The sequence below is a fragment of the Acinetobacter sp. WU_MDCI_Abxc222 genome (assembly GCF_025514755.1).
GTDB classification, from domain to species: domain Bacteria; phylum Pseudomonadota; class Gammaproteobacteria; order Pseudomonadales; family Moraxellaceae; genus Acinetobacter; species Acinetobacter geminorum.
The window spans coordinates 1-21,845 of the sequence record NZ_JAHPVG010000018.1; the positions used below are offsets into that span (position 1 = coordinate 1).

General features: G+C 40.8%; 13 protein-coding genes. 1 reads left to right on the top strand and 12 read right to left on the bottom strand.

Translation table 11 applies throughout. The features are described 5' to 3' along the window. The 4 genes from KTJ10_RS16945 to KTJ10_RS16960 all read right to left on the bottom strand — a co-directional run. Positions 1-5,291 (bottom strand): Ig-like domain-containing protein (locus KTJ10_RS16945; RefSeq protein WP_262442489.1); only part of this gene is annotated, 5,291 nt, incomplete at its 3' end. 457 nt (positions 5,292-5,748) lie between these two features. Next, a complete protein-coding gene (locus tag KTJ10_RS16950; RefSeq protein WP_167563118.1) occupies positions 5,749-7,251 on the bottom strand; it encodes a cation:proton antiporter in 1,503 nt (500 codons plus the stop codon). 236 nt (positions 7,252-7,487) lie between these two features. After that, positions 7,488-8,384 carry a neutral zinc metallopeptidase gene (locus KTJ10_RS16955; RefSeq protein WP_262442490.1) on the bottom strand — a complete coding sequence of 299 codons (897 nt, stop codon included), beginning with the start codon at positions 8,382-8,384 and terminating at the stop codon, positions 7,488-7,490. Positions 8,385-8,411: 27 nt separating this feature from the next. Continuing rightward, positions 8,412-9,341, bottom strand: coding sequence for a DUF808 domain-containing protein (locus tag KTJ10_RS16960; RefSeq protein ID WP_108009181.1), 930 nt, complete (start codon positions 9,339-9,341; stop codon positions 8,412-8,414). A gap of 207 nt (positions 9,342-9,548) precedes the next feature. On the opposite strand from KTJ10_RS16960, the gene trpS reads away from it, so the two are divergent. Then, on the top strand, positions 9,549-10,562 hold the full coding sequence (trpS, locus tag KTJ10_RS16965; protein WP_002116097.1) for a tryptophan--tRNA ligase: 1,014 nt from the start codon (positions 9,549-9,551) through the stop codon (positions 10,560-10,562). Between the two features lie 404 nt (positions 10,563-10,966). Here the strand turns inward: trpS and sucD are convergent, their stop codons facing one another. The 8 genes from sucD to sdhA form a co-directional block, all read right to left on the bottom strand. Further along, positions 10,967-11,857 carry a succinate--CoA ligase subunit alpha gene (gene sucD, locus KTJ10_RS16970; RefSeq protein ID WP_000114637.1) on the bottom strand — a complete coding sequence of 297 codons (891 nt, stop codon included), beginning with the start codon at positions 11,855-11,857 and terminating at the stop codon, positions 10,967-10,969. 14 nt (positions 11,858-11,871) lie between these two features. Next, on the bottom strand, positions 11,872-13,038 hold the full coding sequence (sucC, locus tag KTJ10_RS16975; protein WP_001048573.1) for an ADP-forming succinate--CoA ligase subunit beta: 1,167 nt from the start codon (positions 13,036-13,038) through the stop codon (positions 11,872-11,874). A gap of 148 nt (positions 13,039-13,186) precedes the next feature. Then, the gene (gene lpdA, locus KTJ10_RS16980; protein WP_262442491.1) at positions 13,187-14,620 is read right to left on the bottom strand and encodes a dihydrolipoyl dehydrogenase; all 1,434 of its coding nucleotides are present in this window, start codon (positions 14,618-14,620) and stop codon (positions 13,187-13,189) included. Between the two features lie 61 nt (positions 14,621-14,681). Then, positions 14,682-15,875: a 2-oxoglutarate dehydrogenase complex dihydrolipoyllysine-residue succinyltransferase gene (gene odhB / locus KTJ10_RS16985; RefSeq protein ID WP_016143315.1), complete on the bottom strand. Its 1,194-nt coding sequence runs from the start codon at positions 15,873-15,875 to the stop codon at positions 14,682-14,684. After that, entirely contained in the window at positions 15,875-18,715 is a 2,841-nt protein-coding gene (locus KTJ10_RS16990) for a 2-oxoglutarate dehydrogenase E1 component (RefSeq protein WP_039763331.1), read from the bottom strand. The genes odhB and KTJ10_RS16990 overlap by 1 nt, the downstream gene beginning before the upstream one ends. A 157-nt stretch (positions 18,716-18,872) precedes the next feature. Then, the gene (locus KTJ10_RS17000) at positions 18,873-19,001 is read right to left on the bottom strand and encodes a hypothetical protein (protein ID WP_086265650.1); all 129 of its coding nucleotides are present in this window, start codon (positions 18,999-19,001) and stop codon (positions 18,873-18,875) included. 283 nt (positions 19,002-19,284) lie between these two features. After that, the gene (locus KTJ10_RS17005) at positions 19,285-19,995 is read right to left on the bottom strand and encodes a succinate dehydrogenase iron-sulfur subunit (RefSeq protein WP_002116292.1); all 711 of its coding nucleotides are present in this window, start codon (positions 19,993-19,995) and stop codon (positions 19,285-19,287) included. Between the two features lie 14 nt (positions 19,996-20,009). After that, positions 20,010-21,845 carry a succinate dehydrogenase flavoprotein subunit gene (gene sdhA, locus KTJ10_RS17010; protein WP_002116225.1) on the bottom strand — a complete coding sequence of 612 codons (1,836 nt, stop codon included), beginning with the start codon at positions 21,843-21,845 and terminating at the stop codon, positions 20,010-20,012.

Consider the following 21,845-nt stretch of genomic DNA (forward strand, 5'->3'; position numbering starts at 1 on the left):
GTTGCTGTTGGGTCACTTACAGTACCTGTTAACTCAGGTGTGCTGTCGTTGGTCAATACATCATCAAGTGCGACTGTCGGTGCAACTGCATCCACCACAGCTGTTGCTGGACCTGAGGTATTGCCCGCTGGATCTTCTGTTACTGCTGTTACCGTGTCACCATCATTTAAGCCTGGGTTTGGCACAGTCCAACTACCATCTGGTCCTGCTACAACACTTGCCGTACTTCCGTCCGGATATGTCACAGTCACAGTTGAACCAGGTTCTGCTGTACCTGTAATTGGATCTGTCCCGTTAACCGGGTCAATCACTGGTGCTGCTGGTGCTGTTGTATCAACTGTCACCACTGCTGTATCGGTACCCGCATTACCTGCAGCATCAGTTGCCGTCACAGTAATGGTATGTGGACCATCGGTTAATGCAGGCAGTGTATTGTCTGCAAGCGTCCAGGTGCCATCACCGTTGTTCACTGCTGGATAATCCACGCCATCCACATTGACAACTACGGTTGCTGTTGGGTCACTTACAGTACCTGTTAACTCAGGTGTGCTGTCGTTGGTCAATACATCATCAAGTGCGACTGTCGGTGCAACTGCATCCACCACAGCTGTTGCTGGACCTGAGGTATTGCCCGCAGGATCTTCTGTTACTGCTGTTACCGTATCACCATCATTTAAGCCTGGGTTTGGCACAGTCCAACTACCATCTGGTCCTGCTACAACACTTGCCGTACTTCCGTCCGGATATGTCACCGTCACAGTTGAACCAGCTTCTGCTGTACCTGTAATTGGATCTGTCCCGTTAACCGGGTCAATTACTGGTGCTGCTGGTGCTGTTGTATCAACTGTCACTACTGCTGTATCGGTACCCGCATTACCTGCTGCATCAGTTGCCGTCACGGTAATGGTGTGTGGGCCATCGGTTAATGCAGGCAGTGTATTGTCTGCAAGCGTCCAGGTGCCATCACCATTGTTCACTGCCGGATAATCCACACCATCCACGTTCACAACTACGGTTGCTGTCGGATCGTTCACTGTACCAGTGAGTGCTGGTGTGCTGTCATTGGTCAATACATCATCAAGTACGACTGTCGGTGCAACTGCATCCACCACAGCTGTTGCTGGACCTGAGGTATTGCCCGCAGGATCTTCTGTTACTGCTGTTACCGTATCACCATCATTTAAGCCTGGGTTTGGTACTGACCAGCTACCATCTGGTCCCGCTACAACACTTGCCGTACTACCATCTGGATATGTCACAGTCACAGTTGAACCAGGTTCTGCTGTACCTGTAATTGGATCTGTCCCGTTAACCGGGTCAATTACTGGTGCTGCTGGTGCTGTTGTATCAACTGTCACTACTGCTGTATCGGTACCCGCATTACCTGCTGCATCAGTTGCCGTCACGGTAATGCTGTGTGGACCATCGGTTAATGCAGGAAGTGTATTGTCTGCAAGCGTCCAGGTGCCATCACCATTGTTCACTGCCGGATAATCCACACCATCCACGTTCACAACTACGGTTGCTGTCGGATCGTTCACTGTACCAGTGAGTGCTGGTGTGCTGTCATTGGTCAATACATCATCAAGTACGACTGTCGGTGCAACTGCATCCACCACAGCTGTTGCTGGACCTGAGGTATTGCCCGCAGGATCTTCTGTTACTGCTGTTACCGTATCACCATCATTTAAGCCTGGGTTTGGTACTGACCAGCTACCATCCGGTCCTGCAACAACTGTTGCTGTGTTACCATTAGGGTAAGTTACTGTTACTGTTGAACCAGGTTCTGCTGTACCTGTAATCGGGTCTGTCCCATTAACCGGGTCAATCACTGGTGCTGCTGGTGCGGTGGTATCAATCGTCACTACTGCTGTATCGGTACCTGCATTGCCTGCTGCATCTGTTGCCGTCACGGTAATGCTGTGTGGACCATCGGTTAATGCAGGAAGTGTATTGTCTGCAAGCGTCCAGGTGCCGTCACCATTGTTCACTGCCGGATAATCCACACCATCCACATTGACAACCACTGTTGCTGTTGGGTCACTTACAGTACCTGTTAACGCAGGTGTGCTGTCGTTGGTCAATACATCATCAAGTGCGACTGTCGGTGCAACTGCATCCACCACAGCTGTTGCTGGACCTGAGGTATTGCCCGCAGGATCTTCTGTTACTGCTGTTACCGTGTCACCATCATTTAAGCCTGGGTTTGGCACAGTCCAACTACCATCTGGTCCTGCTACAACACTTGCCGTACTACCATCTGGATATGTCACAGTCACAGTTGAACCAGGTTCTGCTGTACCTGTAATCGGGTCTGTCCCATTAACCGGGTCAATCACTGGTGCTGCTGGTGCGGTGGTATCAATCGTCACCACTGCCGTATCGGTACCCGCATTACCTGCTGCATCAGTTGCCGTCACGGTAATGCTGTGTGGACCATCGGTTAATGCAGGCAGTGTATTGTCTGCAAGCGTCCAGGTGCCGTCACCATTGTTCACTGCCGGATAGTCAACACCATCCACGTTCACAACTACGGTTGCTGTTGGGTCACTTACAGTACCTGTTAACGCAGGTGTGCTGTCGTTGGTCAATACATCATCAAGTGCGACTGTCGGTGCAACTGCATCAACCACAGCTGTTGCTGGACCTGAGGTATTGCCCGCAGGATCTTCTGTTACTGCTGTTACCGTGTCACCATCATTTAAGCCTGGGTTTGGTACTGACCAGCTACCATCCGGTCCTGCAACAACTGTTGCTGTGTTACCATTAGGGTAAGTTACTGTTACTGTTGAACCAGGTTCTGCTGTACCTGTAATTGGATCTGTCCCATTAACTGGGTCAATCACTGGTGCTGCAGGAGCTGCTGTATCCAGTGTATAAGTTTGAGTATCGTTAACAGTGCTACTATTACCTGCTGCATCAGTAAAGGTTACTTTGGCATCAATCGTTTTATCTGTATCAGCAACCAAACCGCTACCCGGTACACTTACTGTCCATGTTCCTGCTGCACTATTTACAGTTGCATTATAAGTTACCCCATTAATAACAACTGTAACGACTGTAGTAGCCGCATCTGAAGGAACGTTTTTCAATACACCAGTAATCGTGACATTACTTGCTGCTTCTGATGCATTAATTACATTATCAGAAGTAACAGGATCAACTGCAAAGTTGACACCAGCTGTATTTGGTGTAGCTGTGTCAACAGTAACAACACCTGTATCAATACCTTTATTACCTGCTGCATCAGTTGCAGTCACGGTAACAGTGTGTGGTCCATCGCTGAGTGTTGGCAGTGTATTGTCTGCAAGCGTCCAAGTGCCATCACCGTTATTTACTGCAGGATAATCAACACCATCAATAGTAACCACAACAGTCGCTGTTGGGTCACTTACAGTACCTGTTAATGCAGGAGTGTTATCATTTGTAGATACATCTTCAAGTGCAACCGTTGGTACTGAAGTATCAAGTGTGTATGTTTGCGTATCGTTAACAGTGCTGCTATTACCTGCTGCATCTGTAAATGTTACAGTAGCATCAATGGTTTTATCTGCATCAGCCTCCAAGCCACTGCCAGGCACATTTACTGTCCATGTTCCTGCTGCACTATTTACAGTTGCATTATAAGTTACCCCATTAATAACAACTGTAACGACTGTAGTAGCCGCATCTGAAGGAACGTTTTTCAATACACCAGTAATCGTGACATTACTTGCTGCTTCTGATGCATTAATTACATTATCAGAAGTAACAGGATCAACTGCAAAGTTGACACCAGCTGTATTTGGTGCAGCTGTGTCAACAGTAACAACACCTGTATCAATACCTTTATTACCTGCTGCATCAGTTGCAGTCACGGTAACAGTGTGTGGTCCATCGGTGAGTGTTGGCAGTGTATTGTCTGCAAGCGTCCAGGTGCCATCACCGTTATTTACTGCAGGATAATCAACACCATCAATAGTAACCACAACTGTCGCTGTTGGGTCACTTACAGTACCTGTTAATGCAGGAGTTTTATCATTTGTAGATACATCTTCAAGTGCAACCGTTGGTACTGAAGTATCAAGTGTGTATGTTTGCGTATCGTTGACAGTGCTGCTATTACCTGCTGCATCTGTAAATGTTACAGTAGCATCAATGGTTTTATCTGCATCAGCCTCTAAGCCACTGCCAGGCACATTTACTGTCCATGTTCCTGCTGCACTATCTACAGTTGCAGTATAAGTCACCCCATTCACAACAACTGTTACTACAGTATTGGTTGCATCTGACGGAATATTTTTCAAAACACCTGTAATAGTGACATCACCAGCCGCTTCTGATGCATTAATCACATTGTCAGCTGTTACAGAATCAACCGAAAAATCAACCTCATCTGTATTAGGTGCAGCTGTATCAATCGTATAAGTTTGAGTATCTTTAACAGTACTGCTATTACCTGCCGCATCTGTAAACGTTACAGTAGCATCAATGGTTTTATCTGCATCTGCTGTTAAACCACTACCAGGTACGCTTACTGTCCATGTACCTGCTGTTTTATCTACAGTTGCATTATAAGTTACCCCATTAATAACAACTGTAACGGCCGTATTGGCCGCATCTGCTGGAATGTTTTTCAGAACACCAGTAATCGTGACATTACCAGCTGCTTCTGATGCATTAATTACGTTATCTGAAGTAACAGGATCAACCGAGAAAGTGACTCCATCTGTATTTGGTGGAGTGGTGTCAGCAGGTGTTGAGTCATCATCATTATCACTATTCGATGCTGCAGCGATAATACCGCCCGCAACTAAAGGAATAGCTGCCCACAACCATGGGTTTACACCTGCATCGTGATAAAGTAATGGTTCTATTGAGGAAATAGGCTGGTAAATAACGTCAGATACCAACTCTTGTGGTGCTTCTGCAGGTAAAGCAGCAGGTAAATCCTCAGCTACCAGTGCTTGTGGTTCCACATCACTGTCAGCATCAGCGTCCGCATCAGCATCGGCGTCCGCATCATTTTCAGCATCTTTGAATTTTGCCCAAATCAACTGTCCATTTTCATCTTGAAAAACTAGACTGTTATCTTTAGGCTCAGCTGTCCCACTAAAGAAGTCTTCAATAACAATGGTTTGGCCATTTTTTAGCCGAATAACTGCATTGGTACCCTCCCTATTTACTACCAACACATCACTGGCAGCTACTTTTACCAATACGACCGATGCTTCTGAAAGTTTTGCAGAAGTTCCCTCTGTTGTTGCTAAGGTTTTATGATTGTCCTTAGCAATAATTTGTATTTCAGGCATATCTATATTCCTTTTATATTATTGATTTAAATGATTTTATGTATAATTCTTTTTACTTAATCTTTCTAAGTTTTTGACCTACAACTTAAAAACATTAAGTAATGTGATCATTTTTACATTAAACACTTTAAAATAAAAAAAACAAATACTAAAGTACCTAAAGAAAAAATTTTAATTAATAGAAATTATATATAAGTCTTCGTTAAGTTTTTCTTATGTTAATTTAATGAAAAATCACGTTAAACGTTTTATATATAAAACAAATTTATTATTTTTCTATTTACCATTTGTTGAAAAATCATTTAATTAAAATATTCATATAACAATTATTAATATCTTAATAAAATAAAATATATTATTAATGATATATATAGAAAAAAAAGGCTTTAGGTAATATTTTACTATTACACTAAAACCTCATTTTTAAATATCTTATAAATTTTAAAACTATTTATATTTAGAAATTATCTGGACTCTCAAATCTTTTTACTTCTTGTAACTTATTCGGGTCATGCATTGTCGCAATTCCATCCTCAGTTTTTTGGTCTACAAGAATATCTGGATTATAAACGGTGATTGTTTCTCTACCCAGCGCATCCTCTCCAACAATATACTGAAAACCTCTTCTATTCATCTTATGGCACAATCTTTGATAGAAACCTTTTAAGCCTTCAGTTTCTTCATTGGGATTGTAATAAAAAGCATTCATCACAGCTGGTAAGCCTAGGCCGCACACAATACCTGATAACAGTACACTAATAAATGTATAACCAATCAGGATACTACTATAGGGACTTAAGGCGGGGATATTGGCTACTGCTAAAATCAATGCAAGTGAAATTCCTCCTCTTACCCCACCCCAAGAGAGAATGGTCAAACTACCGTTGTAACTTTTCATTTTCCGCATATTCGGAAAAAAGGCAAAAGCCATAAAATTAGCAGCAAAGCGAGAAATATGAAGAATAAAGAACGCAACAATACCGCCTAAAATCAAGCTAAAGTTTAAATCAAGGATAAATAACTCTAAGCCAATTAAAGTAAATAAGAATGAGTTAATAATTCCTTCTACTGTATGCCAGAAATGATTAACTTCTTGAATCTCTCGCTCTTCTCGTATTTCTTTCCATTTGTTTCCAACAATTAAACCACCAATTACACAAGCAATCGGTGCTGATGCATGTGCAAACAAAGCAACTAAATATGCTCCACTCGCAAGCAAAGCCGTTGTTAAAATCAGGGACTCCATTTCATGTTTACCACGTAATAAACGTAACACCCCGACCCCAAATGCCCAACCAATCCCCACAGCAACAACAATTTCATAGAGCAGAGCTTCTAATGTCGCCATCAATGAGAAATGTTCACCCTGTAAAACATTGAGCAAAGTCATAAACAATGCAATACACATTGCATCATTAAATAATGATTCACCCTCTAACTTAACAATTAAATGATGAGGCGCGCGAATTGAACTAAGTACACCTTTAATACCAATTGGGTCTGTTGCCCCTAAAGCTGCGCCTAAAAGTAATAGCACCAGAATTGGCACATGATATCCAACAAGTAATTGGAATCCGTAAAGCAAACTGCCAAACAATACGGCGCAAAGCACTAAAGCAATCGTTGCTAAAATACTAATTTGTTTCCAATAACTTTTTAGATCTGAGATTTTAAATTTGAGTGCTGAAGAAGTTAGAATAAAACAAATAACACCATTAATTAAAAAATCATAAAAATCGATATGGCGAACTGCTTCTTCAATATTATGAATATTAATGGTAATAAATTGATTACCGTTTAGTAGGCTGGCCCCCCACTGTAAAATAAAGACAAAAATTGCTGAGACCAGAGGTACACCAATCGCCTGTGGAAAACCTAAAATACGCTTATTAAAGATAGTGGTTGCTATTGATAATGCAAAAACCACAGTGAATGCTTGTAGTAGAAAAAAATTACCCATGAATACCCTTCTTCTGGGTCAACGACCAAATAAAAACTTTGCTAAATCGACCTAACTCAATAAAAAGCTGACATAAACAATGCCATAATCATAAAAAACAGAAATTAGGACACAAGTTTACCGAATTGAGTGAACAATCTATCAATCAGTTAAATTTCTTAACATTATTTATAGTTATGATCTAAAAAAAGATGAGCTTATTAAATTATGTTTAACAAGACTCATCCTATAAAATTTTAAACTGGATTATTAAAAGTATCGCATTGATTAATATCACCAGTTTTTAAACCCACTTGGAACCAGTGCATTCGCTGTTCACTACTACCATGAGTAAAGCTATCCGGAACGACCTGACCTGTAGAACGCTTTTGTAAATAATCATCTCCAATTTTTTGAGCAGCATCCATAGCCTCTTCAATGTCACCTTGCTCTAAAAATTGAGTTCGCTGTTGATTATGACTCGCCCAAATGCCCGCTAAACAGTCAGCTTGTAATTCTTGGCGAACAGACAATTGATTACCTTCTATTTGACTGACTTGTGCACGAGCTTGCTGTACTTGCGATGAGATACCCAGCAAGGTTTGAACATGATGCCCTACCTCATGTGCGACAACATAAGCTTGAGCAAAATCTCCAGCTTGATCTTGTCTTGAAAGTTCAGTTTGGTTTTGTTCACCAGAAATTCCCATTTGCTGACGCATATCTTTAAAGAATTCTGTATCGATATAAACCTTTTGATCTGCAGGACAATAAAATGGCCCCATAGCAGATTGAGCTGTGCCACATCCTGACTGAATCATTCCACTAAATAAAACTAATTTAGGTGGAGTATAGCTTTTACCTAACTGTTTAAATATAGGAGTCCAGACGTCCTCTGTATCAGCCAAAACCGTTCCAACAAAATCGGAGGCTTCTTTTTGCTCGGCTGTTAAACTTTCTGGCGCAGTTGCATTTGATTGTTGTGAAGCAGTAACCTGCTGAGTTGCTTGATAAGCCTGCTGTGGATCAACACCAAAGAACTTCCACGCAACAAATGCAACAACCAGACCAATAATACTAATACCGCCAGCTCTAACACCACCACCACGGCGGTCCTCAACATTGCTACTAATTCGTCGACCTTTCCAGCGCATAATTTCCCTCTTCTTTTTAGAATGGCATCATGAACCCGATGCTTTTTTAGGCCACATTTTTTGTATTAAGCTCACAATTAATAAAACAATTGCACCAGCAACCAGTCCTATTCCAAAGTTAATCAGTGTGGGTGTTAAAGCCCCAATGATATTACCTACTGCTGGTATTGTTTCTACATGATCCACTGTATCTTCAGTTAAATGATGAAGTAAAGGAATCGTATGATTAATAATTCCGCCACCCACTAAAAACATTGCAATAGTGCCCACGATTGAAAGTAATTTCATCAAAATAGGAGCAAAAGCTAATAGGCCTCGACCTATAGTTTGCTTAAATGAGGTCGACTGTTCTGTTAAATATAATCCCAAATCATCAATCTTAACAATCATGCCAACCAGACCATAAACGCCAATCGTCATCACAATAGCAATAACACTTAAAACGCTTACCTTGGTCATTAAAGTAGCCGTAGCAACTGTACCCAGCGTAATCACGACGATCTCAGCCGATAAAATAAAATCAGTTCTTACTGCTCCTTTTATTTTTTCTTTTTCAAAAGTTGCCAAGTCTAATTCTTCATTTTCAAGCTCTGCTTTTGCTTCCTCTGATGTAGAAGCTTTTTTATGCATAATGGTATGAAGAACTTTCTCTACTCCCTCATAACATAAAAATAAGCCCCCGAGCATTAATAGTGGATTAATAAGCCAAGGCGCAATCACACTAATTAATAATGCTAAAGGAACTAAAATAAGCTTATTAACAAATGAGCCTTTAGCCACCTTCCAAACAATAGGTAGTTCGCGATCTGCGCGCACACCTGTTACTTGCTGAGCATTTAAGGCCAAATCGTCACCTAAAACTCCGGCAGTTTTCTTTGCTGCCATTTTGCTCATTAAAGCAACATCATCTAAAATTGTTGCTATATCATCTAGTAATAAAAGTAAGCCACTCGCCATTTCTTATCCAAGTTTGTATTTATTAGACTATTGTAAGATGATTTTTTTGAATTTCTGTAATTTTACTGAATAAATTCACAATATTATTTTAAGAAAAGTTTCCCCAATCGCTGACGAAAAAAATTTATTTCCCGTACAATAATGCCAATCTTTTATATTACAGGGCTTACTACCCCTGATTAAGTTAATACGATAGTGGAATAAATAATGAGTAATGTTGATCAGCGTCCAATTATTTTGACAGGCGACCGTCCAACCGGACAACTTCATCTTGGGCACTTTGTCGGTTCTTTGCGTTCTCGTGTAGGTTTACAGGATAGCCATCATCAACATCTCTTATTAGCAGATGCACAAGCATTAACAGATAATGCAGATAATCCAGATAAAGTTCGTCGTAATATTTTAGAAGTTGCTCTAGATTATTTAGCTGTAGGCATTGATCCAACAAAAACTACTATTTGTGTTCAATCTTGCTTGCCAGCACTCAATGAACTCACAATGCTCTATCTTAACTTTGTGACAGTTGCGCGTTTAGAACGTAACCCGACCATTAAATCTGAAATTCAAATGCGTGGTTTCGAGCGTGACATTCCAGCTGGTTTCCTCTGCTACCCTGTTGCACAAGCGGCTGACATTACTGCTTTCAAAGCAACTGTGGTTCCAGTAGGTGAAGATCAGATTCCAATGATTGAACAAACGAATGAAATCGTACGTCGAGTAAATCGCCAAATCGGTCAAGATCTTTTGCCTGAATGTAAAGCTTTGCTTTCTAATATGGCTCGTTTACCTGGTTTTGATGGTAAAGCGAAAATGTCTAAATCATTAGGCAATACCATCGTTTTAAATGCTTCTGATAAAGACATTAAAAAAGCTGTAAATGCGATGTACACTGATCCAAATCACCTTCGTATTGAAGATCCAGGTCAAGTTGAAGGCAATATTGTATTTACATATTTAGATGCATTTGACCCAAATAAAGAAGAAGTTGAAGAATTAAAAGCTCACTATCGTCGCGGTGGTCTTGGTGATGGTACGGTAAAAAAACGCCTTGAAGGTGTGTTAAAAGAATTAATTACACCTATTCGTGAACGTCGCGAAGAGCTTGCTAAAGATCCTGACTATATTATGGATGTTTTACGTCAAGGTACAGATAAGTGCCGTCTTATTACTCAACAGACTTTAGACGAAGTTAAAGATGGTTTAGGTTTATTTAAATTTTAATTCTCTTTAGAAAATAAAAGCCCTTCGGGGCTTTTTTTATTTATTAGATTCAATAATATTCATTTTTTAGAATTACTAATGTATTGATAGCCATTCACAGGCTTTTACCCTATTAACGTGAAGTAACACTTATTAACGCTAATAGCAATGAAGAATATCTTAACTTTATCTATTATCCTCTATGTAGGTTACATCATATGAGCCTCACGACATTTCTCCTTAAACCGAAACTGTTTTTACAGATTCGTTGTTCTACGCAATGATCACCCCAATCATTGCGTATTTTTTTGCCTAAAAATTTTATTTATGAATTAGCTATACTTATAAAAACTCTTATTTTTAAATAAAAAAAGCACCGCATCATTTTTCAGATGCGGTGCTTTTTAAGATTCAGGGTAAAGCGATTAAGCTAAACCTTTCTCTTTTAAAACTTGCAACATAGTTGAACCAAGCTCAGCTGGGCTACGAGTGTAAGCCATACCTGCTTTTTCAAATGCAGCAAATTTCTCTTCAGCAGTACCTTGACCACCAGAAATGATCGCACCAGCGTGACCCATACGCTTACCTTTAGGAGCAGTTACACCAGCAATGTAACCTACTACAGGTTTAGTCACGTTAGATTTGATGAATTCAGCAGCTTCTTCTTCCGCTGTACCACCGATCTCACCGATCATGATGATTGCATCAGTATCTGGATCGTCTTGGAACAATTGAAGCGCTTCGATTTGGTTCATACCTGGGATTGGGTCACCGCCGATACCGATACAAGTAGATTGACCTAAACCAAGCTTAGTTGTTTGAGCAACAGCTTCATAAGTCAATGTACCTGAACGTGAGATGATACCAATACGACCTGGTTGGTGAATGTGACCAGGCATAATACCAATCTTACATTCGCCCGGAGTGATTACGCCTGGACAGTTAGGACCAACTAAACGAGTACCGTTACCGTTAGTTTCTAAATAGCGTTTTGCTTTAAGCATGTCGATTGTTGGAACACCTTCAGTGATCACAACGATTAGGCCAACACCCGAATCAACCGCTTCAACGATTGAGTCTAAAACGAATGGAGCTGGTACATAGATTACAGATGCATCTGCATTTGTTTCACGTACAGCTTCTTTCATTGTGTTGAATACTGGTAAGTCAAGGTGAGTTGTACCACCTTTACCTGGAGTAACACCACCAACAACTTTTGTACCATAGTCTAAAGCTTGTGCAGAGTGGAAAGTACCGTTTTTACCAGTAAAACCTTGTACCAATACTTTAGTGTCTTTATTAATTAATACGCTCATGATTGATACTCCCCTTACGCTTTAACTGCAGCTACAACTTTTTCTGCGGCATCAGACAAGCCGTTTGCAGAAATTAATTTCAAACCAGATTCATCAAGTAATTTAGCACCTAACTCAGCGTTGTTACCTTCTAAACGAACAACAACTGGAACAGTTACATTTACTTCTTGAACCGCTGCAATAATCGCTTCAGCAATCATGTCACAACGTACGATACCACCGAAGATGTTGATTAAAACACCTTGTACAGATGTATCAGCAAGGATGATTTTGAACGCTTCGATTACACGCTCTTTAGTTGCGCCGCCACCAACGTCAAGGAAGTTTGCAGGCTGACCACCATAAAGTTTAATGATGTCCATAGTTGCCATTGCAAGACCAGCACCGTTAACCATACAACCGATGTTACCTTCTAAAGCAACATAGTTAAGATCAAATTCAGATGCTTTTAATTCACGCTCATTCTCTTGAGATTTGTCACGTAAAGCAGCAACTTTAGGTAAACGGTAAAGCGCGTTAGAATCGATACCTACTTTCGCGTCTACACATAAAATTTCGCCATTTTCACGAACTGAAAGTGGGTTAATTTCAAATAATGCAAAGTCATTTTCAACAAATGCTTGGTAAGCAGCTGTCATGATTTTTACAAATTGACCGATTTGCTTGTCTTTCAAACCTAAAGCAAACGCTACTTCACGTGCTTGGAATGGTTGTAAGCCAACTAATGGATCAACTTCAACTTTGATAATTTTTTCTGGAGTTTCTTCTGCAACTTTCTCGATTTCTACACCACCTTCTGTAGAAGCCATGAAAGTAATACGACGGCTAGAACGGTCTACAACCGCGCCCAAATAAAGCTCACGCTCAACTGGATATACGTCTTCAGCAACAATGATGCTGTTTACTGGTTGACCATTTGCATCTGTTTGATACGTTACAAGACGAGTACCAATGATATTGTTTGCAAATTCGATAACATCTTCTTTAGATTTTGCAACTTTAACGCCACCAGCCTTACCACGACCACCAGCATGAACTTGCGCTTTCATTACCGCGAATTTACCACCAAGCTGTTCAAATGCAGCAACTGCTTCGTCTGCATTGGTAGCCAAGATACCTTCTTGTACTGGCATACCATATTCTTTCAATAACGCTTTAGCTTGATACTCATGTAAGTTCATTTAGTTACCTACTTAACTTTGTTTGTTGTCTTCAATTTGCGCAACATTCTCATGTTACATATACAAATTGCTGTCTACGTCTTTCACCTTGATGCTTTTTTAATCACACCATCGAATGTGAAAAAGAGCGGAGAACCCGCTCTTTATTTTATTTACGCTTACGTTGAATCGCGTGAATTGCACGACCATCTACAGCAAGTGCAGCTTCATGAACAACTTCAGAGAATGTTGGGTGACCAAAAGTCATCAACTGAAGATCTTCAACTGAAGATACAAATTCAAGAGCGATCATACCTTGGTGTATGATATCAGATGCAGCAGGTCCAATAACATGCATACCTAATAAACGGTCAGTTTTTGCATCAGCAACAAACTTAACAAAACCAGCACCTTCACCCGCTGCTAAAGCACGACCATTTACAGCAAAACCGAATTGACCAGTTTTAACTTCATGACCTTTTTCTTTAGCTTGTTCTTCAGTTAAACCAACCCAAGCCGCTTCCGGATGTGTATAGATAACTGAAATGATTGTGTCATAGTTCACTTGAGCTGCGTGACCGTGGATACGCTCAACAGCCATTACACCTTCTTCCATTGCTTTATGAGCAAGCATTGGACCGCGAACCAAGTCACCAATCGCATATACACCTTCTACAGAAGTTGCACAGTGATCGTTTACTTCTACTAGACCACGTTCAGTCAATTTAATGCCTGAATCTTCAGCCAATAAACCTTCAGCATAAGCTTTACGGCCAACACAAACGATTAACTTGTCAAAAGTTTGAGTTTTTTCTTCGCCGCCTTGAGTGTATTTAACAGTCACTTCACGACCATTAATTTCAGTACCAGAAACTTTAGCACCGATACGAATATCAAGACCTTGCTTAGTTAAAAGTTTTTGGTAGTCTTTTGCCAAAGCTTTATCAGCCATTGGTAGGAATGCATCCATTGCTTCAAAAACAACAACTTCAGCACCAAGACGACGCCAAACAGAACCAAGCTCTAAACCGATTACGCCTGCACCAATTACACCTAAACGCTTAGGTACTTCTGGGAAGTTCAATGCACCAGTTGAATCAACAATAATATCTTGATCTACAGGAGCTACTGGAATATTTACAGGTACAGAACCAGACGCAAGAATAACGTATTTAGGTTCTAAAACTTGAGTTTCACCCTCATGAGAAACGAACTCAACTTTTTTACCAGCAAGTAATTTACCTGTACCTTTTAACCATTCAATGCCATTGCCTTTAAGCAATTGATCGATACCACCAGTTAATTGGTCAACAATTTTGTCTTTACGAGCAAGAAGCTTAGCAAGATCAAAATTCACCTCGCCAGTAGTGATACCGTGATCAGCTAAGTGATGTACTGTATCTTCATAACGGTGAGAAGAATCAAGTAATGCTTTAGAAGGAATACAACCTACGTTTAAGCATGTACCACCTAAAGATGGCTTACCGTTGTGAATACGTTTTTCGATACAAGCGACTTTAAAACCTAGTTGAGCAGCACGAATCGCAGCTTCATAACCACCAGGACCACCGCCAATAACAACAAGATCAAATTGTTGAGACATTGTTTATCTCCATGGTCCGAGATAGAGGATCACTCTACCTCGGTAATATTATTCGAAGAAATTAAAGATCAAGGATGAGTTTAGCTGGTTCTTCTAACAATTCTTTGATTGCTACCAAGAAACCTACAGCTTCTTTACCATCGATCATACGGTGGTCATAAGAAAGTGCTAAATACATCATTGGCAAGATTTCAACTTGACCATTTACCGCCATAGGACGCTCTTGGATTTTGTGCATACCCAAGATACCAGTTTGCGGTTGGTTCAAAATAGGAGTTGAAAGTAATGAACCGAAAGTACCACCATTAGTGATTGTGAAAGTACCACCAGTCATTTCTTCGATAGATAATTTACCATCACGTGCTTTACCAGCATAAGCAGCAATACCTGCTTCAACTTCTGCATAGCTCATACGATCAGTATCACGTAATACTGGTACAACAAGACCACGATCAGAAGATACTGCAACACCGATGTCATAGTAACCGTGATAAACGATATCATCGCCATCAATTGAAGCGTTTACAGCTGGGTAGCGTTTAAGCGCTTCAGTTGCTGCTTTAACGAAGAATGACATGAAGCCTAAACGAGCACCATGGCGTTTTTCAAAAGCATCTTTATATTGCTTACGCAATTCCATGATTGGCTTCATGTTAACTTCGTTAAATGTAGTTAACATTGCAGTTTCTTGAGTTGCAGCAAGAAGACGTTCAGCTACACGCTTACGTAAACGAGTCATTGGAACACGTTTTTCAATACGCTCACCAACAGCTACGCTCAATGGAGTAACGTTAGCAGCTGGTTTAGCTTGATGGTTTGCAACATCTTCTTTAGTGATACGACCACCACGACCAGTACCTTGTACGTCAGCAGCAGCAATACCAGATTCAGTTAACGCTTTACGAACCGCAGGAGCTTGATCAGATACAGTTTCTGTACGTTCAACAACAGGAGCTGCACCAGCTTGAGTTTGAGCAACTGCTTGTTCTACTGCTGCAGGAGCAGCAGCTGCGCCAGCACCAGCTTCAAATTGAGCAATAACTTCGTCAGAAAGAACTGTATCGCCTTCATCTTTAATGATTGCAACCAAGCTACCATCTGCAGGAGCAACAACTTCTAAAACAACTTTGTCGGTTTCAATATCACAGATTACTTCATCGCGTGATACAGGTTCACCCACCTTTTTGTGCCAAGTTGCGATGGTTCCATCTGCAACAGACTCTGGGAATACCGGTGCTTTAATTTCGGTTGCCATTATTGAGAATCTCCTGATTGTTCAGCTTCGATTGCCAATGCATCATTAATTAGCTGAGCTTGTTGTTTTGCATGCAAGTACGGTGAGCCACAAGCTGGTGCAGCAGAAGCTTCACGACCTGCAAAACTGATACGGATTTGTTTGCCAGATTTTAAGATATCGTCATATAAACGCGGTGCGATAAATAACCATGCGCCTTGGTTCTTCGGCTCTTCTTGTGCCCAAACAAGTTCTTTCACGTTTGGATATGCAGCCAAGATTTCCGCAAGACGTTGCTCTGGATATGGATACAACTGTTCAATACGTACAATTGCGACATTAGTTAAGTTTTGTTCACGACGTTTTTCAAGTAAGTCGTAATAAACTTTACCGCCACAAAGTACAAGACGAGTTACATCTGACTTGTTAATTTGATCGATTTCGTCAATTACAGTTTGGAATGAACCATTTGCAAGCTCTTCTAAAGTAGAAGTAGCAAGTTTATGACGAAGTAAAGATTTCGGTGACATTACAATCAATGGCTTACGAATTGGGCGTACAGCTTGACGACGTAATGCATGGAAAATCTGTGCAGGTGTCGTTGGAGTGATCACTTGCATGTTGTCTTCAGCACATAACTGTAAGAAACGTTCTAAACGAGCTGATGAGTGTTCTGGGCCTTGACCTTCAAAACCGTGTGGTAACAACATTGTTAAACCACAAACACGTTCCCACTTAGTCTCACCAGAAGCAATAAACTGGTCAATCACAACTTGAGCACAGTTTACGAAGTCACCAAATTGAGCTTCCCAAATAATCAAGCTCTTAGGAATTGTAGTTGCGTAACCATATTCGAATGCAAGAACTGCTTCTTCAGATAAAAGAGAGTCGTAAATCGCAAAACGTGGTTGGTTCTCTTTCACATGACAAAGTGGAATGTAAGTTGAACCATCAGCTTGGTTATGCAATTTCGCATGACGGTGCGAGAAGGTACCACGCCCCACGTCTTCACCAGTAATACGAACTAGATAATCTTCATCTAATAAAGTTGCATAAGCTAAAGTTTCTGCTGCACCCCAGTTTAATGGAGTTTCACCAGTTTGCATTTTTACGCGATCTTCAATTACTTTTTGAACCTGACGCTGCATTACAAACCCTTCAGGAAGTTTGCTCATGCCCTCGCCTAATTCTTTTAAGCGATTTAAGTCAAATGAAGTATCCCAATCGTCTGTGTAGTCATGGCCCAAATATGGAGTCCAATCAACAAACATTTTGGTATTTGGCTCAAGAATCAATGCATTTGCTACATGATTACCTGCTTCTAAATCAGAACGGTAATCTTCGACCATTTGATCTGCTTCAGCACGATCAAGTACTTTCTCTTGAACAAGTTGATCAGCATAAAGTGTACGAGTAGTCGCTTTCTTCGCAATTACTTGATACATCAATGGTTGTGTACCAGATGGCTCATCTGCTTCGTTATGGCCACGACGACGATAACAGAACAAATCGATAACAACATCTTTACGGAATTCGTGGCGGAAATCATGTGCTAATTGAGTAGCAAAGATAACAGCTTCAGGATCATCGCCATTTACATGGAAAATTGGCGCCTGAATCATTTTAGCAACGTCTGTACAGTATTCTGTAGAACGCGCATCACGAGGATCAGAAGTTGTGAAACCTACTTGGTTGTTCACAATAATATGAACTGTACCACCAACCGTATAGCCACGAGTTTGTGACATTTGGAAGGTTTCCATATTCACGCCCTGACCTGCAAATGCCGCATCACCATGAACAATAACTGGTAAAACGTCATCACCGCCAATGTCTCTACGACGTACTTGACGTGCACGTACAGAACCTTCAACTACAGGACCAACAATTTCCAAGTGAGATGGGTTAAATGCTAATGCCAAGTGAACTTCGCCACCTGGAGTCATTACATTACTTGAGAAACCTTGGTGGTATTTAACGTCGCCAGAACCTTTTTTATGAATTGATTTACCTTCGAACTCACCAAATAAGTCCGCAGGGTTTTTACCCATAATATTCACAAGAAGGTTTAAACGGCCACGGTGTGGCATACCGATAACAACTTCTTTACAACCTACAGCACCAGCACGCTGAATAATCTCATTTACCATAGGAATAAAAGATTCGCCGCCTTCAACACCAAAGCGTTTAGCACCAACGTATTTATTACCAAGATATTTTTCAAGACCTTCAGCAGCAGTTAAACGCTCTAAGAAGCCTTTCTTTTGATCATTTGTGTAATTGAATTTACCACGGGCACTTTCAAGACGTTGTTGAATCCAACGTTTTTCTTTTGTGTCCACGATATGCATGTATTCAACACCGATCGAACCACAATAGATTGCTTCCATTGCTTCAATCATTTCAGCAAGCGTTGCTTCGCTTTTGCCGATTTCAAGATTGCCGGTATTAAATACAGTGTCTAAATCTGATTTGGTTAAACCGTGAGCTGAAAGATCTAAATCTGGAATCTCTTCACGCTTAGCAAGACCTAATGGATCTAATTTAGCTTTTTGATGTCCGCGATTACGATAAGCAGCAATAAGTTGTAAAACGCCAATTTGACGACGCTCATGCTCAGTACTTACAGTACTTTGTACAACAGGTTGAACACGGTTAGCATTACGTCCTAGTAATAGGAATTGCTCACGCACAGCGCTGTGTGGTTGGTCACCCTTTGGATATTTATCGAAATATTGGCGCCAGTCCTCAGCTACAGAGGTTGGGGAAGTCAGGTACTGCTCGTAAAGTTCTTCAATATACGCTGCACTATCAGCGGAAAGTTCAGTGTCAAGACGCAATGCGTCAGCAACTTCTTGCATTTGTGGACCCATTTCCTATTGCAAAAAATATTACAGGCTGCCTTTTAAGCACACCCATGATGCATAATGCCAAATTGGTAAAAAAGGCATTACTTACCCAACAGGTCTTCAAGACCATGGGGCGTCATACTACCTAGAGAGAAAACTCCATAGGTAATTAATGAATCACAACGCCCTCAATGGCATCATCACTCACCTTATACTCGATTAAAACCGAGCAATTTTTTGCAAATCTTTTTAGAAAAATTAACGTTAAAATTAACTTTTCTAAAATGACTTTAACCATAAAAATTAAGCACAGATCTAAGATCGTGCTACTTAAATTAATTTCACTAGTATACGCTTTTTTCACCTATAACTTTGTGGCAAATCGTATCATGTTCTTAAACAACGATTGATTTTTTTGACACATACCACCTATAAATTGGCGAAATACATAAGCGATTTTATCTTTTAATATATGGTGCAATATATAAAATCCTCGCTCTTTTCGACCAAAGTCTAAAGTTTACATTATAAAATTAAAAAAAAACGCACATCAAGGATGCGCGTTTTCTATTTGTGCAGAATTAACCCGCTTGATCTAATAGCATGTTACGGATGTGACCGATTGCTTTAGTAGGGTTTAGACCCTTAGGACATACTGACACACAGTTCATAATACCTTTACAACGGAACAAACTGAATGGATCGTCAAGACGAGCCAAACGGTCTGCAGTAGCAGTATCACGAGAGTCGATAATAAAACGGTATGCATTCAACAATGCTGAAGGACCCAAGAATTTATCAGGGTTCCACCAGAATGATGGGCATGAAGTTGAACAACACGCACAAAGAATACATTCATACAAACCATTTAAGTGTTCACGCTCTTCAGGAGACTGCAAACGCTCTTTAGGTGGAGCTGGTTGGTTATTGATCAAGAATGGCTGAATTTTGTCATATTGATCATAGAATTGGTTCATATCAACAACCAAATCTTTAACAACCGGCAAACCTGGTAATGGACGAATTACAATTTTCTCAGGTAGGTCGTTTAAATTCCATAAACAAGCCAAACCATTTTTACCATTAATGTTTACACCATCCGAACCACAAATACCTTCACGGCATGAACGACGGAACGTTAATGATTCATCTTGAACCTTCAAAGCAAGTAATGCATCAAGCAACATACGGTGCTTATCAGTCAATTCAAGCTTGAAAGTTTGCATGTACGGCGCTTTATCCTTATCAGGATCATAGCGGTAGATTTCGAATGTACGAGTACCTCTACTCATCTTTATACTCCCGATTAGAATGTACGTGGTGCTGGTGGAATTGCATCAACAGTCAACGGTTTGAAGCGCACTGGCTTATATTCCAAACGGTTATCTGATGAATACCATAAAGTATGCTTCATCCACTCATCATCACGGCGACCGTATGAATAAGTTGGGTGATCAGCTGGCAATTCATAATCAACTACAGTATGCGCACCACGACACTCTTTACGCGCAGCAGCTGAAATTAATGTAGCTTTTGCAACTTCATATAAGTTTTCAACTTCAAGCGCTTCAACACGTGCAGTGTTAAATACTTTAGATTTATCTTTCAAGTGAATGTTGCGCACACGTGGTTCAAGAGCAAGAATCTCTTTAACACCTTTATCAAGCAAAGCTTGAGTACGGAACACACCAGCGTGGTCTTGAACGATATCACGAATCGCATCAGCAACTTCTTGTGCATTTTCACCAGAAGTTGATTCATCCAACTTACGTACGCGATCTAAAGTTTGCTCTAATACATTTGTTGGAAGTGGCGCATATTCATCACCATGATGCTTAGTTACGTAGTCGATAATGTGCTCACCAGCAGCTTTACCAAATACAACCAAGTCAAGAAGTGAGTTAGTACCTAAACGGTTCGCACCATGCACTGATACACAAGAACATTCACCAATTGCATAGAAACCTTTTACAGGTTTAGTGTAGTTGTCTGTACCTGCTTCAGGTAAACACACTTGACCATGCATATTTGTAGGAATACCACCCATTTGATAATGGATTGTTGGTACTACAGGAATTGGTTCTTTAGTGATGTCAACGTTCGCGAATTTTTTACCAATCTCAAATACAGATGGTAAACGCTTCATGATTGTGTCAGCGCCCAAGTGAGTCATATCAAGTAAGATATAATCACCTTTTGGACCACAACCACGACCTTCTTTAATTTCTTGGTCCATAGAACGTGATACGAAGTCACGTGGAGCCAAGTCTTTTAAAGTTGGTGCATAACGTTCCATGAATGGTTCGCCGTCTTTGTTACGAAGGATCGCACCTTCACCACGACAACCTTCAGTTAACAATACGCCTGCGCCTGCAACACCCGTAGGGTGGAATTGCCAGAATTCCATATCTTGTAATGGAATACCAGCACGAGCAGCCATACCAAGACCGTCACCAGTGTTGATATAAGCATTTGTTGATGCACGGTAAACACGACCAGCACCACCAGTAGCAAACAATGTTGCTTTTGCTTGGAATACTGCGATATTACCAGTTTCTTGGTCAATCGCTGTTACACCAAGAACATCCCCTGCTTCGTTACGGATCAAATCAAGAGCGATCCATTCAACGAAGAACTGAGTACCCATTTTCACGTTGCTTTGATAAAGCGTGTGTAATAATGCGTGACCAGTACGGTCAGCAGCAGCACAAGCACGTGGAACTGGTTTATCACCATAGTTCGCAGAGTGACCACCGAACGGACGTTGGTAAATTGTACCATCAGCGTTACGGTCAAACGGCATACCCATGTGTTCAAGTTCATACACAACTTTTGGTGCTTCACGACACATAAATTCAATTGCGTCTTGATCACCTAACCAGTCAGATCCTTTTACCGTATCGTAAAAGTGGAAGTGCCAGTTATCTTCTTGCATGTTACCTAACGACGCACCAATACCGCCCTGAGCAGCAACTGTATGTGAACGTGTTGGGAAAACTTTAGTAAGTACTGCAACTTTCAAACCTGCTTGAGCAAGTTGGTAAGAAGCACGCATACCAGAACCACCACCACCAACGATAACTGCATCGAAAGTGAGGTTTTGAATATTTGAATAATCTTCTTTAGGGGTTATCGCGCCCAT

Bases quoted from the DNA above. Each gene is read 5' to 3' on its own strand.
- KTJ10_RS17005 (WP_002116292.1), bottom strand. From the start codon at position 19,995: ATGAGTAGAGGTACTCGTACATTCGAAATCTACCGCTATGATCCTGAT.
- odhB (WP_016143315.1), bottom strand. From the start codon at position 15,875: ATGGCAACCGAAATTAAAGCACCGGTATTCCCAGAGTCTGTTGCAGAT.
- KTJ10_RS16950 (WP_167563118.1), bottom strand. From the start codon at position 7,251: ATGGGTAATTTTTTTCTACTACAAGCATTCACTGTGGTTTTTGCATTA.
- KTJ10_RS17000 (WP_086265650.1), bottom strand. From the start codon at position 19,001: ATGGTTAAAGTCATTTTAGAAAAGTTAATTTTAACGTTAATTTTTCTA.
- sucD (WP_000114637.1), bottom strand. From the start codon at position 11,857: ATGAGCGTATTAATTAATAAAGACACTAAAGTATTGGTACAAGGTTTT.
- KTJ10_RS16955 (WP_262442490.1), bottom strand. From the start codon at position 8,384: ATGCGCTGGAAAGGTCGACGAATTAGTAGCAATGTTGAGGACCGCCGT.
- lpdA (WP_262442491.1), bottom strand. From the start codon at position 14,620: ATGTCTCAACAATTTGATCTTGTTGTTATTGGCGGTGGTCCTGGTGGT.
- trpS (WP_002116097.1), top strand. From the start codon at position 9,549: ATGAGTAATGTTGATCAGCGTCCAATTATTTTGACAGGCGACCGTCCA.
- sucC (WP_001048573.1), bottom strand. From the start codon at position 13,038: ATGAACTTACATGAGTATCAAGCTAAAGCGTTATTGAAAGAATATGGT.
- KTJ10_RS16960 (WP_108009181.1), bottom strand. From the start codon at position 9,341: ATGGCGAGTGGCTTACTTTTATTACTAGATGATATAGCAACAATTTTA.
- sdhA (WP_002116225.1), bottom strand. From the start codon at position 21,845: ATGGGCGCGATAACCCCTAAAGAAGATTATTCAAATATTCAAAACCTC.
- KTJ10_RS16990 (WP_039763331.1), bottom strand. From the start codon at position 18,715: ATGCAAGAAGTTGCTGACGCATTGCGTCTTGACACTGAACTTTCCGCT.